Annotated in this window: 19 protein-coding genes and 1 tRNA gene; 11 read left to right on the top strand and 9 right to left on the bottom strand. The window is 55.5% G+C overall.

The genetic code is table 11. The features are described 5' to 3' along the window. The first annotated feature begins 29 nt into the window (after window positions 1-29). From bluB to R84865_RS01040, 5 genes are all read left to right on the top strand, one after another. Window positions 30-710, top strand: a complete 681-nt coding sequence (gene bluB / locus R84865_RS01060) for a 5,6-dimethylbenzimidazole synthase (RefSeq protein WP_435638604.1) — start codon at window positions 30-32, stop codon at window positions 708-710. Window positions 711-800: 90 nt separating this feature from the next. Further along, entirely contained in the window at window positions 801-1,316 is a 516-nt protein-coding gene (locus R84865_RS01055) for a hypothetical protein (RefSeq protein WP_435631599.1), read from the top strand. 73 nt (window positions 1,317-1,389) lie between these two features. Next, window positions 1,390-1,893, top strand: a complete 504-nt coding sequence (locus R84865_RS01050; RefSeq protein WP_435638603.1) for a GNAT family N-acetyltransferase — start codon at window positions 1,390-1,392, stop codon at window positions 1,891-1,893. A gap of 104 nt (window positions 1,894-1,997) precedes the next feature. Beyond that, window positions 1,998-2,192, top strand: coding sequence for a DUF1737 domain-containing protein (locus tag R84865_RS01045; protein WP_435631597.1), 195 nt, complete (start codon window positions 1,998-2,000; stop codon window positions 2,190-2,192). A 204-nt stretch (window positions 2,193-2,396) separates the two neighbouring features. Then, entirely contained in the window at window positions 2,397-2,726 is a 330-nt protein-coding gene (locus tag R84865_RS01040; RefSeq protein ID WP_435631596.1) for a hypothetical protein, read from the top strand. 56 nt (window positions 2,727-2,782) lie between these two features. On the opposite strand, the gene R84865_RS01035 is transcribed toward R84865_RS01040, so the two are convergent. From R84865_RS01035 to aguB, 4 genes are all read right to left on the bottom strand, one after another. Then, complete coding sequence (locus R84865_RS01035; RefSeq protein WP_435631595.1) at window positions 2,783-2,980, bottom strand: hypothetical protein; 198 nt, start codon at window positions 2,978-2,980, stop codon at window positions 2,783-2,785. 225 nt (window positions 2,981-3,205) lie between these two features. Continuing rightward, window positions 3,206-5,137: a biosynthetic arginine decarboxylase gene (gene speA, locus R84865_RS01030; protein ID WP_435631594.1), complete on the bottom strand. Its 1,932-nt coding sequence runs from the start codon at window positions 5,135-5,137 to the stop codon at window positions 3,206-3,208. Window positions 5,138-5,172: 35 nt separating this feature from the next. Then, the gene (gene aguA, locus R84865_RS01025) at window positions 5,173-6,276 is read right to left on the bottom strand and encodes an agmatine deiminase (RefSeq protein WP_435631593.1); all 1,104 of its coding nucleotides are present in this window, start codon (window positions 6,274-6,276) and stop codon (window positions 5,173-5,175) included. Continuing rightward, window positions 6,276-7,163, bottom strand: coding sequence for an N-carbamoylputrescine amidase (aguB, locus tag R84865_RS01020; RefSeq protein WP_435638602.1), 888 nt, complete (start codon window positions 7,161-7,163; stop codon window positions 6,276-6,278). Before aguB ends, aguA begins: the two co-directional genes overlap by 1 nt. Before the next feature lie 342 nt (window positions 7,164-7,505). On the opposite strand from aguB, the gene R84865_RS01015 reads away from it, so the two are divergent. After that, entirely contained in the window at window positions 7,506-7,727 is a 222-nt protein-coding gene (locus R84865_RS01015; RefSeq protein ID WP_435631591.1) for a PDZ domain-containing protein, read from the top strand. A 190-nt stretch (window positions 7,728-7,917) separates the two neighbouring features. On the opposite strand, the gene R84865_RS01010 is transcribed toward R84865_RS01015, so the two are convergent. After that, window positions 7,918-8,946 carry an FUSC family protein gene (locus R84865_RS01010; protein WP_435638601.1) on the bottom strand — a complete coding sequence of 343 codons (1,029 nt, stop codon included), beginning with the start codon at window positions 8,944-8,946 and terminating at the stop codon, window positions 7,918-7,920. 30 nt (window positions 8,947-8,976) lie between these two features. Then, a complete protein-coding gene (locus R84865_RS01005) occupies window positions 8,977-10,116 on the bottom strand; it encodes an HlyD family secretion protein (protein ID WP_435638600.1) in 1,140 nt (379 codons plus the stop codon). A gap of 472 nt (window positions 10,117-10,588) precedes the next feature. On the opposite strand from R84865_RS01005, the gene R84865_RS01000 reads away from it, so the two are divergent. Then, window positions 10,589-11,548 carry an AEC family transporter gene (locus R84865_RS01000; RefSeq protein WP_435638599.1) on the top strand — a complete coding sequence of 320 codons (960 nt, stop codon included), beginning with the start codon at window positions 10,589-10,591 and terminating at the stop codon, window positions 11,546-11,548. A 180-nt stretch (window positions 11,549-11,728) separates the two neighbouring features. Here the strand turns inward: R84865_RS01000 and R84865_RS00995 are convergent. Both R84865_RS00995 and R84865_RS00990 read right to left on the bottom strand, forming a co-directional pair. Further along, window positions 11,729-11,805 (bottom strand) — tRNA-Pro (locus R84865_RS00995). A gap of 72 nt (window positions 11,806-11,877) precedes the next feature. Next, window positions 11,878-12,036: a YqaE/Pmp3 family membrane protein gene (locus R84865_RS00990; protein WP_435631587.1), complete on the bottom strand. Its 159-nt coding sequence runs from the start codon at window positions 12,034-12,036 to the stop codon at window positions 11,878-11,880. Between the two features lie 240 nt (window positions 12,037-12,276). Here R84865_RS00990 and R84865_RS00985 point away from each other — a divergent pair, with 240 nt between their 5' ends. The 4 genes from R84865_RS00985 (at window position 12,277) to R84865_RS00970 (ending at window position 14,619) form a co-directional block, all read left to right on the top strand. Continuing rightward, window positions 12,277-12,666 carry a CidA/LrgA family protein gene (locus tag R84865_RS00985; protein ID WP_435631586.1) on the top strand — a complete coding sequence of 130 codons (390 nt, stop codon included), beginning with the start codon at window positions 12,277-12,279 and terminating at the stop codon, window positions 12,664-12,666. Next, window positions 12,663-13,394, top strand: coding sequence for an LrgB family protein (locus tag R84865_RS00980; protein WP_435631585.1), 732 nt, complete (start codon window positions 12,663-12,665; stop codon window positions 13,392-13,394). Before R84865_RS00985 ends, R84865_RS00980 begins: the two co-directional genes overlap by 4 nt. 42 nt (window positions 13,395-13,436) lie before the next feature. Further along, window positions 13,437-14,219 (top strand): amidohydrolase, encoded by a 783-nt coding sequence (locus tag R84865_RS00975; protein ID WP_435631584.1) that lies wholly within the window; start codon window positions 13,437-13,439, stop codon window positions 14,217-14,219. A 145-nt stretch (window positions 14,220-14,364) separates the two neighbouring features. Beyond that, window positions 14,365-14,619, top strand: a complete 255-nt coding sequence (locus tag R84865_RS00970; RefSeq protein ID WP_435631583.1) for a hypothetical protein — start codon at window positions 14,365-14,367, stop codon at window positions 14,617-14,619. A 97-nt stretch (window positions 14,620-14,716) separates the two neighbouring features. On the opposite strand, the gene R84865_RS00965 is transcribed toward R84865_RS00970, so the two are convergent. After that, window positions 14,717-15,115 carry a hypothetical protein gene (locus tag R84865_RS00965; RefSeq protein WP_435638598.1) on the bottom strand — a complete coding sequence of 133 codons (399 nt, stop codon included), beginning with the start codon at window positions 15,113-15,115 and terminating at the stop codon, window positions 14,717-14,719. Window positions 15,116-15,157: the final 42 nt, after the last annotated feature.

The raw sequence follows: 15,157 nt of genomic DNA, 5'->3' as shown, positions 1-15,157 counted from the left end.
TCTTTTATATTAACCACTTGGTGTGAGTAATGTTTATGGACTGGGCATTCCCTGCCGCCCAGAAAGAGGGCGTCTATCGCGCTATTTACGAAAGGCGCGACGTGCGGCATTTTGTGGCCGGCTCAATTCCTGAAGAGGTGTTGAGCGGAATTATCGACGCAGGGCTTGCCGCGCCCAGCGTTGGGTATATGCAGCCGTGGCGTTTCGTGCGCATTCAGAATCCTGCACTGCGCGAAAGTATCTTCCAATTGGCACAGCACGAGCGCCAGCAAACGGCGGCAGCTTTGGGCGAGCGCGACGAGGAATTTCTGCGCATCAAGACCGACGGTATTCGCGAATGTGCAGAAGTTATCGTGGTGTTGCTATGTAACCACCGTGAGCGCTATATCTTCGGCCGTCGCACCATGCCGCACATGGACCTCGCATCGGCAAGCTGCGCCATTCAAAACATGTGGCTGGCGGCGCGCGCCGAGGGAATCGGGCTCGGCTGGGTGTCACTGTTCGATCCCGACGAGCTGCGAGTGTTGCTGAATGCGCCCGACGACGCAGAGCCTATCGCGGTGCTTTGTCTTGGTCATGTAGAGCGTTTCAATGAACGTCCGTTGTTGGAAACGGCGGGCTGGGACTCGCCGCGCGAGAGATCCGATGTTCTAATGACAGATCAATGGAGTACCGCTGTGGCGAGTCATTCTGAAAAAGATTCGCTATAGTAAGGGCGGTGACTTGAAGCGTTGATCGTACGATCAGCGTAGAAATGACCGATTCACGTGCTCGAGCACGAATCATGCAGGAGGTTCAAAATGAAAATCAGTAATCTCATGATCGCGGCTACCATGGCCGGTTCTGTCGCACTTCTCGCTGGTTGCGGTGGCCCCGAGGTGGTTAACGATCCTACTGGTCAGGGAATCGATCAAACTCAAACCATTACCGCGTACAAAAATACCACCGAGGGTTATACGCTCAACTATCCCGACGTATGGCATAGCCACGTATCTCCTGAAGATACGCTCGACTGGGGGGGCAGCGATTTGCCAGCGGAAAACGTAGTAGTGTTCAACTACACTCCCGCCAAACCCGGTGCCAAGCCTGAGCCGTTGGTCGCTCTGGCAGTGTACGATCAAAGTCAGCTGAGCCAACTCGAGAAGAGCGGTGGCGACGGCTATCACAAGCCCGACGTGATCGCGACCAAGGATGGCAAAGCACTGGTAGCCTACAACCGTGGCGCTAACCCGTACGAGCTTACTTCCGAAGATGGTCAGCAGTTCTCCGCTCGCGCCATTTCCACTGATCAGCTGAAAAACGCTATCAGTTGGTAAGCAGTCGTCGCGAATGTGATGCAAGGCGCCCTGTGAATGCAGGGCGTTTTTTTATGGGCAGGAGTTACTTTTTGTGGGTAACAAGCACGTGATATCCCTAACAGAATGGACGTCCCGCTACTTCCATGAGCTGCCTAGGGAAACTCTGTATGCGCTGCTTAAGCTGCGCTGCGAAGTATTTGTGGTCGAACAGCAGTGTCCCTATGGCGACATCGATGGGATTGATTGCCGCGACGACGTTCTGCATTTGATCGGTGGCTCATCAGCGACTGAACTAGCCTGCTATGCGCGCCTGATGGGGCCAAGCACTACCGCCTATCTGTGCAATGAAGAGGCAGTATCCATCGGGCGCGTGGTGTGCAACCCGCGAGTTCGCGGCGCTGGAATGGGGCGACAGCTAATGAACCAAGCCATCGCGTTGTGTGAAGACGTTTGGCCTAACCACGCAATTCGGCTCTCGGCTCAGGCGCACCTAAGGGATTTTTACGCCTCGTTCGGGTTTGTTGAGCAGGGCGATGTGTTTCTTGAAGATGGAATCCCGCATATCGCGATGCGGCGCGCTGTCGGGTCGCGTTAGCATGCAGTGTGGCACCAGGGTGGTTCGGGCTGACGCGCATCCCCAACGCTGTAGTATGCTATTGATAACGCCCTCGAAATTAGCTCGCCGAGAAGGAAATCGCTATGGCTACTGATAGCAGTGATGATGTTCGCCCCGCCTATCAGCTTCTTACTTCCGTCAATAAGGATGAACTGAGCCGCAAGGTAAGCAAGGCGCTCGATGACGGCTACCGGCTGGCAGGCTCGCCGGTTATCAATCTATCCAGCAATAAAAACGTTTATTTCGCGCAGGCCGTCGTGCTGCCTGAGTTCGCTTGATTGCCCGAACACACAGCCTGAGTGATTGGTGATTTACTGAATTTGCTGACGGCTATGCTGTCCAACGTGCACGTATGCTCAGAAGCGCGCGGTTGCATTTTGAGTATTGCCACCCATATCGGCTATGTTGGTAAAGCGCTGCCCAAGGCGGCGCTATTTGCCGCACAGTCTCCCGAACATAATGCCCCTAAAGGAGCGTTACACATGACGAGTCGCAACCCCGATAACAGCCGTCCGCTCGATGAAGAAACACGGGTAACCGCCAACGTGGATGGCGGGCTGGATGAGCTTGATGGTGATATTCAGCCGGGCAGCTATTCCAGTGAGGCGGCGTCCGACATCGAGGACGAAAACGAGCTTTATTCAGACCTTGCCGAGTCCGGAGTCGAGGACGAACTGACCGACGAATTATCGCGGGACGAGCGTGTGCTGGAAAATAGCGCCGGCAGCACTGATCTCGATGAAGAAGCGCTTGAAAATGATGTGACATCGCTCGACTTCGACGACCAGCGCGACCTTGAGAAAGATCCCTAAGCGCTTGAGCGAGTGATCGCGTGCATCGCTATGGCTGGCTGGCGTCGATAGTGCCGTTAGCCCAGCAACATGCCAGCCACGATGATAATTACGCCACACAGCACCAAACCGGCCGCCTTCCATCCGCGATGCACTAATTCGTCGTCGCGGCGCTGGAGGGCATTTTTATTGACCTCTCGCACAATCCCAACACTTTCGATAGCGGCTCCTATGAAAAGGGCGAAGGCCAATAGGGCGCACACTAGCAAGATCATGTTGGATTCCTCATTGAAACAGGCGGCAGGTTATCATCGCGACGGTACGGATAGGACCGCGCGGGCAGAGACATTAGCGCTCGAGGACGCTGTCTGTCGAGCGACTTTTTTTCGCGCACTGTACCGAGAGGCGTACACCATCGGGCGGGCATCGTACCGAGCGCCGATGCCCCTGCTAAGCGACGACCCGACGAATTCCGTAAGCCTAGCGTCGGGCCCTGGGTATTAGCATCCGCTGGCGAGATAGGTATAGCCTTGCAAGCCTGCGGCGAGCGTTTCCATGAACTGTTCGCGCTCCTGATCGGTGAGATCGCTGTGTTGGTCCAATTGAGATTGGTAGCGCTGGTGGAATTCGGCGATATCGAAGTTCACGTATTCGAGCACACCAGCGACGCTATCGCCGCGAATTGGCGAACTGAGTTGCCAATGGCCGAGCGCATCGACGCTAACATCGACTGAATCGGTATCGCCAAACAGGTTGTGCAGATCACCGAGAATCTCCTGATAAGCACCGACCAAAAACATCCCCAGCAGGTGATCCTCACCCTCGGCCCATTCCGGCAGTGGCAGCGAAGTATCAACACTTTCGCCATCGATATAGTGATCGAAGCGGCCGTCGGAGTCGCAGGTGATGTCCTGAATAATCCCGCGTCGAGTAGCGGGGCGCTGCAAACCGCTTAGCGGCATGACGGGAAATACCTGGTCAATGCCCCAGGCATCGGGAAGCGATTGAAACAGCGAGAAGTTAACGAATAGCTTATCCGCCAGTTTTTCGGCGAGCTCATCGAGAATTTCGCGATGGGCGCGGTTGCGTGGATCAAGATGATGGCGCAGCGAATGGCACGCCGCGATATACACCGCCTCACCCTCGGCACGCTGCTCCAAAGAGATGTCGCCCAATACAAACCGGTACTGCAGGTCACTGAAGGATTGGGTCAGATCGTGGTAATACTCGGCCAGCATCAAAGGAGGCTGGCGTTGATTGAGCGCGTTATGGGTGTCCCACAGTGTCTCCAGCAGCGGCTCGCCTTGGCTACGCTTGGGCATGGTGGCGGGCAGCTGTTTCTCTTCATCAATAACGTTGGTGATCAATACGGCATGGTGAGCGGTGAGGGCGCGCCCTGATTCGGAAATGATGTCCGGATGCGGAAGCCCCTCCTGCTGACACAGCTGGTGGAAGGTGCCGACCACGTTATTGGCGTACTCGCCCAACGAGTAGTTGATTGAGCAATGGCTGCGTGAGCGGGTGCCCTCGTAGTCGATACCTAGTCCGCCGCCGACATCGACCACTTTGATAACGGCACCCTGGGCGTGCAGGCTATGGAAGAAGCGCGCGCACTCGGTCAGGCCGCGCTTGATATCGTGAATGTTGGCGATCTGAGAGCCGAGATGGAAATGGATAAGATCGAGGCAATCGAGCATTTGCTCGCTGCGCAGCCGCTCAATCACGTCGAGCACCTGCTGCGCAGTTAGCCCGAACTTGGATTTGGCACCGCCGGAGCTTTCCCACTTGCCTTTGCCCACCGACATCAAGCGTGCCCGCAGCCCGATGCGAGGTTTGACGCCCAGCGCACGGGCCTCTTCGATAATCAGCGACAGCTCGGATTCCTTCTCGACCACCAGATAGACGCGGTGCCCCAGCTTTTCGCCCATCAGTGCTAGCCTGATGTATTCGCGATCCTTGTAGCCGTTGCAGACAATGGTCGAGGCCCCTTCAGAAGAAAGCGCCAGCACTGCCAGCAGCTCCGGTTTACTGCCGGCTTCCAAACCCACTCTGCCAGCGCTGCGCTGTGGTGTTGCCAGCAGCTCTTCGACCACGCGGCGCTGTTGATTGACCTTGATCGGATAGACCGCGGTGTAGCCGCCCTGATAGCCATAGTCCTCAATGGCACTGTCGAACGCTTCGCACAGCAGAGCGACCCGCGAGTGAAGAATATTGCTGAAACGCATTAACAGCGGTAGTCGCAGTCCGCTTTGCTTGGCCTGCTGGAGTAGCTCGGTCAGTTTGATTTGCGACGCCTTGGCGCCATCACCCAGCGTCGGGGTGACCACTACATCTCCCTGTGCATCGAGGTCGTAATAGCCGCCGCCCCAATGATCGATATTGTAGACGCGCCGCGCATCGTTGATGGAGTAGGTGCTGTTATCGTTATTCATGGTCATCCTTGGTAGGCCGGCTGGCCGCGTAGTGCTTATTGGCGGGCAGCATTGTGCGCCTTGGCGGCGGGTATCTGCTGAGTAATGCAATGAATATTGCCGCCGCCAAGTAGAATTTCTCGACTCTGAATGGGCGTAATCACATAGTCGGGGTACATCTCGTGGAAGATGGCCAGCGCTTCAGCGTCGGTGCGTTCATCCAGCAGCGGTACGATAATCTGGCGATTGGTGATCAGGTAGTTAACGTAAGAGGCTGCCAATCGCTCCCCAACTGAGCGTTCCACCGCATCGCCGTGGTCTACACCTGCGCGCTCCTGCTCGGAGGCGTAAAGCGGTCCCGGCATCGGCAGTTTCCATATCTTCAACGGTCGTCCACGCGCATCGACGCTGTTATTAAGTGCTTCGAGCGCCGCCTGGGATCTCGGGTATTGCGGATCGCTGGTGTCGTCGGTCCAGCTCAGTGCCACTTCACCGGGACGAACAAAGCAGCACAGGTTGTCGATGTGGCCGTCGGTTTCATCGTTGTAGACCCCGAAAGGCAGCCACACTATCGTTTCGACGCCCAGCAGCGCACGCAATTGTGCTTCGATATCCGCTTGGGTAAGCGATGGATTGCGGTTGGGCGACAGCAGGCACTCGCGGGTGACCAGCAGAGTACCTTCGCCATCGGTGTGAATAGCGCCGCCTTCCATGACTAATCCAATAGCGTGACAGGGAAGGCCATGATAAGCGGCAATCTGTGAGGCGACCGCCTGGTCGCGCTCCCAACTGGGATAGAGGCCTCCCAACTCGCCACCCCAGGCATTGAAACGCCAGTCGATGGCACAGCGCTGGCCGTCCTGATCGAACACGATGGTGGGGCCTATATCACGCGCCCAGGCGTCGTCACTTTCGATCTCGACCAGGGTGACGTTATCGCCAAGCAGTGCCTCGGCTGCTGCTCGGTACTTTTTGCCAACTGCCATCATTACCGGCGTTGTAGTCGCGATTGCTGCGGCTACTTTGGCGAACACCTGTTGGGCAGGGCTGGCCTGATCGCGCCAGTTGTCGTGACGGTAGGGCCATACCATCCACACGGCCTGCTGAGCCGTCCATTCAGCAGGCATGTAAAAGTGGGGCGTTGCGCATTGGTGGGTCATTACTGCTTTCCTGCTTGCCCATCGAAGCCAGCGATCGCGCTGTAAAGCTCGGGGCGGCGGTCGCGGAACAGCCCCCAGGCGCTGCGCTCCTGTGCGATCTGGTCAAGATCAAAGGTGTGCACCAGCACGCCTTCATCAGTGCGGTTGGCTTGCTGCACCAGCGCCCCGGTATGGTCGGCAATAAAGCAGCTGCCGTAGAAGGTCATTTCCAGACCTTCGACATGTTCGCTGGCTTCGGTACCAATGCGATTGGCGGTAACCACCGGCGTTAGATTGGCGGCTGCGTGGCCTTGCTGAGTGCGGGTCCAGTGCGGTTGGCTGTCAATCTCGGGGAACGCCGGTTCGCTACCGATGGCTGAGGGATAGAACAGCAGCTCGGCACCCTGTAGCGCCATACAGCGCGCAGCTTCGGGAAACCACTGGTCCCAGCAAATTCCCACCCCGATGCGCGCATAGCGGGTGTTCCATACCTTGAAGCCGGTGTCGCCCGGGCTGAAAAACTGCTTCTCCTGATAGGCGGGGCCATTGGGGATATGTGACTTACGGTATTTGCCCAGTACGCTGCCGTCGGCATCAATGACGACCAGCGCATTGAAAAAAGCATTTTGCGCCTTCTCAAAAAAGCTGATGGGTAGTACTACCTCGAGTTCACGCGCGAGATCAGCAAAGTGCTTGATCAACCGACTGTTATCAGCGCTTTCGGCCAGCGCGAAGTGATCCGGGTGCTGATCGATACAGAAGTAGGGGCCAGCGAACAATTCCTGAATCAGAATGATGTGGGCGCCTTTCGCGTGGGCGCTGCGAATCAAGCGCTCAGCGGTGCGAATATTGGTGTCGATATCTTTGCTACAGGCCATTTGGGAGGTGGCAACGGTGACCTTTCTCATTGGCATTGTCCATTGGTAGGGGGCAGGCAGCGCCGTCGCGCGTTGTGCAGATTAGGGGGCTGATAGCACGCGCGCATGCTAGCACAAGGGTGTGGATACAAGCTTAAGCCCGCATACACAGGGTTATATCGTTATGGTCAATGTGCTCTTTCAATTGATAGCGGTTTCTCACCGAGCGATCAAGGTGTAGCATCAAGGAAAAGGCGTTACCGGTCGCTTATAAAGCGAGCGATTTTATTGTTAGCGGTAGTAAAAGGTTCACGTTAGGGCGGCACACTGAAAACCGTAAATCCTGCTGAGGCGGGCAACGCATTTACAGTGACTCACCAAAGGAGTAACGCCATGCTTGACGCACTGTTTACCTCCGACGTGCTTTATCACGCAGCCAGAGAGTGTGCCATCGAGGCCGTAGAAGAGGGCGCTGACGCCTACACCGCTGCGCTTAAATTGATTACTGAAGTGAGTGGCAACAGCAATTTGCCGATGACTTCAGGCGAAGTGGTCAGCCTTGCTGAAAAAGCGTCGCAAGGTGTTCAAGCCGAACTGCTTGATCTCGCTTCCTGATCGACAGGTTGTCCGCTCGCTGGCCGTCACTGTCAGAGCTCCAGCGCCGCTCTAGATAGCGGTGCTGCATACTAAAATGCCCGTCCTGATGTGTTCAGGCGGGCATTTTTTGTGCGACAGCGTTGGTTGCGTTAGCAAACAGCGGTTGCCACGTGTTCGAACAAGGCTAAGAAGATAGCGTCCCTGTGCGCTAGCTTCGCGAAAGAGCCAGAGTGTCGTCGCGCAATATCAAGGCTTCCAGCAGACTGGTCAAGAACGCCGCCACCAAGGAGCCCGACATGGTCAGGGTAATGCGCAGAGCGATGGAGCCTAGCGCTGCGTTGCTGAACAAAGAGCTCATTACCAGCGCGATCGTAACCGAGCAGGCAAATTGGTACACCATTGGAGCGTGCCGGCCTTCCATCATATTGTAGCCAAGGTAAAGCGCTGCCATCGCCATCAAAATCATCAGTATCAGCGGATGAGCGCAGAGGAAAAACAGCGCCAGAATGATGATCGTCATCACCGCTCCCACTACGGTGGCGTATGTTCTCTCGATGGCCTCGGAAAACAGCTTTTTGCGCGTAGGGAACACGGTCACGAACATCGCGGCCATAATTAGCATGATGTTGGATGGATCGAGCACTGAGTAAAGCCATAGCATCAGCATGACCATTACAACGCCGCGAATAATCGCACGGGTCCACAGTTGACCGCCGGGCGCTCTTCGGTAATCAGGCTTGTCCTGTTCGGTACTGCGGGCGGGAAACACCAGATAAAGTAGCGGAATGAGAATCGCACCAGCGATGCCCGTTTCGATGAAAGCGTCCTTCAGCACAGCGGCCGCGGCAAGCGAATTCATGCCCATCACCGACATCATCGAAGCGCCCATCAGAATGATCATACCGATCGGGTTGCCCGTGCCTAAAATCAGGTAGTAGGCAAGGGTGGAGATAACGCCAATCACGAGTACCAGCACGACGGGCATCGGGATCAGAAAGCTGACCAAGGTATAGAACAGCACCATGATGAGCGCCATGATCAGCGGTCCACCAATCGCCTTGCCTGGATTGAAGGCCTTGCGCATGCCTGCCAATAGCGAGAACACGATGGCAGGTAGCAAGGTGGGCATCGATGCCTTGATCATCAATGCCGTTAAAAGTGCGAGCGCGAGCCCTGCCGCCAACCTGACGGCAAACAGCGGATCGTCTTCAAGCTTAGGTCTAGGTGCGACATACATCAGCAGCGTTCCTGTGTTGGCGATGCGCTCTTAATAGAGGTACGAGACCCACGAGCTAAGTCGAATCAATCCAGCCGATAGCCATCCGATGGGGTGTTTACCTCCGCCAGCGTACACCACAACGTTGACACGACCGCCGACTCTAGCGGCTTCAGGCCAAGGCATTTCGCTTTCATCGAGCTCAATACGCACCGGCATCCGACGAGCCGGCTCAAACCAGTCCTGTTCCGGCTGTGACTGCATCAAACCGTTGGCGGTGGGGCGGGCAGCGTCAATGCCCCAGGCGATACTCTGCACGCGCCCTTTAAACACCTTGCCGGGTATCGAATCGAACAGAATATCTGCGCTATCACCCTGATTGATGTGTCCCAACTGATTCTCGCGTAGATCGGCGCTTACCCAATTGCCGCGCACATCGATAAAGGTCATCGCTGGCTGAGTGCTCGCCGCATAGCGCCCCTCGCCAAGCTTGAGGTTGGTTACAACGCCGTCGGTAGGCGCGCGCACCGTGGCATAGTTAAGGTTGAGCTGCGCGTTCTCCAACTGTGCCTGCGCACGCTTGACGTCAGGATTGTCCATGCCCTTGGGCCCCAACGCTTCTATGTTGCTACGCAATTGCGCACGCGCGCTGGAAAGATTGGCTTCGGCATCGCGCAAGTCAGCGCGCGCATCGTCGCCCTGCTGGCGTGACAGGGCGCCCCGGTCAACCAATACGAAGGTGCGCTGGGAGGTGATGCGGGTATTCTCAAGACGGCTTTCGGCCGAGACCACATTCGCCTGCGAAGCCGAAATATTAGCCACTGAAGAACTATTGGTCTGAAGTGCTGATTTCAGCTGCGATTCGGCTTCGCTGACCGCTATTTCATACGGGCGCGGATCAATCTGAAACAGCGGTTGTCCCGCTACTACATGTTGCCCATCCGCTACCATGATATCGACCACGTTGCCGTCGACACGCGGCGCTAGCTGGGTGATATACCCATCTACGGCACCACGAGAAGAATAGGGAGCCCAGCGATCGGACATCACGTACCAGCTAATAAGCAGCAACATGATGATGGTCAGGATGATCGTCACCTTCTTGGCCGGATTTTTCCGTGGTGGGGACTTCTCCTCGGCGCTATTTGCCTGCGAAGCATCTTCGCTATGAGGGGAGCTCTCCTCGCTCATGGTGTTTTCTCTGTTGGCGTTAAAAAGGAAGGCACTATATAGAGATAGCTTGCGGCAGACATTAAGGAATTATTCGTCGTTGTTTTGGCTGCTCGTAAGTGTCGGAGCGTCGGCGCGCTGCATTATTTGCCTGATGGAGGGAGTGAAAATGCTGTTTGCGACCCTTTCTGTCAAGTTTGCACGGTAAAACGGGTAAGGTTGCGTCGGCGCTTCCATTTCTACGCTGACGTATGCACAACTGTTCATGAAGTGTGGAGATTGGGAGAGAACGCATCTTGGCAACCTCACCTGATCATTATAGGCGATACCATGGTAGGGGTTGCGCTTGGCGATCAGTGGCAGGCCGGCATGCGAAAGAGTACCTCTTTGGCATTAGCTCGATACTGCCGGCAGGTGCTAATGAGAGGGAATGGTGAGGGTTACCAACAATTGGCGAAGAACATAACAACGACAACTCACAAGGAGTAAGTGGGTGTTTTCTACGATAATCGGTGCGCTCTTGCCCGTTGTTATTACGTTGGCGCTAGGCTTTGTTGCGGGATGGCATCAGGACTTCGACAGTAAACAGGCGGCCGTCCTTAACCGAATGGTAATGCTCTACGCGCTTCCTCTTAGTCTTTTCGCGGGAATGGTTCAAACCAGCCGAGCTGAACTGATGGCGAGCATGAGCCTGTTTGCCCTGATTGGCGTGGCGATGGTGGCGGGGTACATCGTGATGTATGGCATCTCTCGCTACCTGTTCAAGCGGAGCATGAGCTGTGCAGCTTTACAGGCCCTAGCAATCGCTGGCCCGGCAGTGCCCTTCATAGGTTCGTCAGTACTGGGCTTCATGTTTAACAATGAAAGCGCGATGCCGATTGCGGTAGGCGGAATCCTGATGAATATCTTTCAGGTACCGGTAACGCTAGTGTTGTTATCTCTGGATGCTCAGTCAAATGCTCAGCCTGACGGTGCGCCTTCCCAGCGCGCTACCGAGATTCTGCTACGTCACGTGCTAACGTCGTTGAAAGAGCCCGTTATCTGGGCACCGCTGTTGGCCTTGGCGTTCATATTGCTCGGCATCTCGCTACCCTCCGCCCTCAATAGCTCCTTCGAACTACTGGGAAGGGCCACCGGCGGTGTCGCTCTATTTGCTTCCGGTATCATTCTGTTTTCCCAGAAAGTCATGTTGAACGCTGCCGTTACGGTTTCCGTTGTCGCACGCAACCTGATTATTCCGCTGGGAATATGGCTATTGGCGCGTAGTGTGGGCGCGGACGCCACTACTATCTCGGAAGCCGTACTCACCGTTGCCATCCCAAGCGCCTCTATCTGCGTTATCCTGGCCGTTCAGTACCAGGTGGCGGAACGCGAAATGGCTTCGACGCTGTTTTTAAGCACGATCGGCTCGGTGGTCACCATGGGGGGATTTATCGTTGCGCTGCCGGGATAGCAGGTTAGGCAGGAGGCCGCCTGTTCGCTAATCCAGCAGGCTGGCGGGAAGGGTAGTTTGGTCGACATTCAGCGCCGTGAATTGTTTTCTCGCTTTAGCCTGAAAGGGCCTGCGGTCTGCACAATCAAACACAAAAAAGCCAGCTGGGCGTTAACCTAACTGGCTGATTTTTGTGCTATTTGGTCGGAGCGACAGGATTCGAACCTGCGACCTTTGCAACCCCATTGCAACGCGCTACCAAGCTGCGCCACGCTCCGAGCCGTTCAGGACATCTGTCCCGAGAACGCAGCGCATACTACACGCTTGTTCTGAAAAAGAAAAGTGCTTTGTTAGCGCTTGGCGATAATCCAGATGGCATGAATGATGCCGGGAATATAGCCGAAGAGCGTCAGCAGGATGTTGATCCAGAACTGCAGACCAAGACCCACCTGTAGAAATACGCCGACGGGCGGAAGAATAATCGCGAAGATGATCCGAATCAGGTCCATGAGGAGAATTCCTTTTCGAGCCTATGGCTATCGTTGGTTTTATGAGTGACACCCTGTACTCAGCAGTGCCTGCGCTCGGCTATAAATAGGGGAGAAGTGGCCATTATTCAAGGGAAATGAACAACTTGGTGGGTTTATACGGCGTTTTTTTGATGTTTTGTATCGAAAAGCAGTTTTTGATATTTTTATGATATCAATTTTTCTGCCATTCATACGCTATCAACTTGGAGAATACTGCACATGCCACTGCTCGTCGGGATGGCTATTTTGCTGGGGTGCCAACTGATCGGTGAGAGTGCCGCTCGTTTTTTCCATCTGCCCATACCGGGGCCCGTTATCGGCATGATCATCCTGTTGCTTGGCTTAATGCTGCTGGGGCGGGTACCCGAAGGGCTGCGCGTGACCACCAATGGCCTGACCAAGCATCTAGCCTTTTTGTTTGTTCCGGCGGGCGTCGGGGTGATGGCCAACTGGTCGGCGATCGAATCGCACCTTGTCAGCATTGCCATCATCGTGCTGCTGTCGACGGCGGGATTGCAGCTGTTCATGGTGTTATTCATGCGTCGCACGCTTGGCAGCGCGCTGAAGAATCACGACGAAGATCCCGTGCTCAAGGAGCAGCGGCGATGAAAGTAACGTCGATCGATTCGCTGTGGGTGTACCTGTCGGCGTCGCCATTGCTATCGCTGTTTTTAACGGCGGCGGCGTATCTCGGCAGCTACTACTTGATCAAACACTTCAAACTGCTAAGCAAACTTAATTTGCAGCCCGCAGTGCTGGCGATCGCTGCGCTGATTGCAGTGCTTGCTTTGACGCATACCTCCTATGACGACTATTTCGCTGGGGCCCAGTTCATTCACTTTCTATTGGGTCCTGCCACGGTCATGCTGGCGGTGCCGATCTACGACAATCTGGCGCGCATTCGCATGATGATGGCTCCCATGCTGCTGGGAATTGCAGGCGCCGTACTGGCTTCTGCGTTTCTGACGATTGGGCTGTCAATGCTGTTCCATTTGCCTGCCCAGATGGTGGCCTCGTTTGCGCCAAAATCGGTTACGACGCCGATTGCCATGGGCGTCTCTCAATCGATTGGCGGAATTCCCGCGCTAACGGCGGCTCTTAGCCTGATTACCGGCATTGTCGGTTGCTTTACCGGGCCGCTGGTATTCAAGCTGACAGGAGCGCATGATCATATTGTGAAAGGGTTCACCATGGGGTCGTCGTGTCACGGCTTCGGTACCGCGCAAAGTTTTGCCAGTATCAGTGTGCTGGCCGGCGCTTTTTCAGGATTGGCGATGGGCTGCGTAGGGCTTGCCACCGCACTGATTCTGCCGTTTTTACAGGTATTCATGCGTTAGCGTATTGCCCAGCAATAGCGCAACAGAAAGGATGTCGCTGTCATGTCAGAGCTTGTTGTTACGTTGGTTCAGGCTGATCTTCGCTGGGAAGCACCGCAGGCGAACCACCAGTTGTTTGATCGGTTGCTAGAGGGAGTGTCCGGCAGCGACCTGGTGGTATTGCCCGAGATGTTTGCCACTGGCTTCACCATGCAGGTAGAGGAAGCGGCAGAGCCCGCTGAAGGCAGCGATACTTTGGCCTGGATGAAACGCAAGGCGAGCGAGCTTGGCGCGGTAATCACCGGCAGTCTCTCGATCAATAGCGGCGGTCACTACGTTAACCGCATGTACTGGGTAACGCCGGAAGGTGAGGTTAGCTATTACGACAAGCGTCACCTGTTTCGCATGGGCGAAGAGGCGAATCACTACAGCGCTGGAGATCAGCGCGTGATTAAAGAGCTGAAGGGTGTGCGGGTGCTGCTGAGCGTTTGCTACGATTTGCGTTTTCCGGTGTGGCTGCGCAATCGTGCCAATGAATATGATCTGCTGGTGTGTGTTGCTAACTGGCCTTCCAGTCGTCGCAAGGTATGGCGCACGCTGTTGCAGGCGCGCGCTCTGGAGAATCAAAGCTACGTGGTCGGCGTTAACCGCTGCGGCAAGGACGGCAACGAATTGCACTATAGCGGCGACTCCATGCTGGTTGATTACCTCGGCGAAACATTAATCGATGAGCCTGAGAACGTGCCTTTTGTGCGTACGGGCGTGATTGGGCTTGAGAGCCTGAACCGCTTCCGCGAAAAATTCCCTGCCTGGAAAGATGCCGACGACTTCACCCTGACTCGCTAAGGGATATCGTTACCTCACTCTGGCAGCACTCAGTGCCTGTGGCTAGTGGCCATGGTGAGAGTTTCGGGGATGCAGTCTTGGGCGTACAATATTCGGGCAGGTAGCACCCTGTGGGGTCGATAGCAGAGGGCGACCGTGGCTAATAATGAATAACGCGTGGAGCGTTAACGTACCGTCTCGTCAGCACCCTATCGGCGGCGAGCCATTGCCAAAAGCGAGAGCGAATGTGTTTTTTTACTTCTGGGGAATAGCAGCACTGGCGTTGATTTCGACCATCGTCAATTTCTTTGTATTCAGTAACACCCGAAAACGTGGCTTCGCCAAGGCCAGCAAAATTTCACTGGTCATCACGGCTGTTAGTGCGGTGCTATCAGTCGCATCGATCTTTCTACATCTTTGAACGCAGGCTTACGTAAGGAAAAGCCGGCGCTGCGAATAGCAGCGCCGGCTTTGTTTTGGGCATGTACCAGCGTACAGGTGTGCGCAGCGGCAGTGGCTCAGTGTGAGCCAATCTGGCGGCTGCAGGTGCCGGCCAATTCCTTCTGAAGGCGCAGTCGGTTTTCCTTGTTGCCAAGCCGTTTACGCTGGCGGTAAGCAACGTCTGACGAATAATGCAGCGAGTTCAGCAGGAAGATCTTGCGCTGGTTAGACTGACCGGCCAGCAGGTCAGAGTTGAGCAAATGCTTCATGACATCGCGATAGAATCCGCTGAACCCGGCATTCTTGCCAGGTTTGTAGCGGTCCAGGCGCTCCATGACCAATAGCGTTTGCAGTACGCAGATATCGCCATTGCTATAGCGGGGCGCTGCCATCGCGCGCTGCGCAGCAGGTGGCGAAAGCAACGTTAGCGACGCTACCAGCACAGCAAATAGAGAATAGGAAAGACGCTGCAGCATAAAGGATTATATCGGGGCGTGGAAAAAGCACAGCATCCCGAT

The sequence above is a fragment of the Carnimonas bestiolae genome (assembly GCF_051251145.1).
GTDB lineage: Bacteria > Pseudomonadota > Gammaproteobacteria > Pseudomonadales > Halomonadaceae > Carnimonas > Carnimonas bestiolae.
The sequence above is the reverse complement of the archived record's forward strand: the minus strand, read 5'-3'. Positions and strand labels throughout refer to the sequence as shown.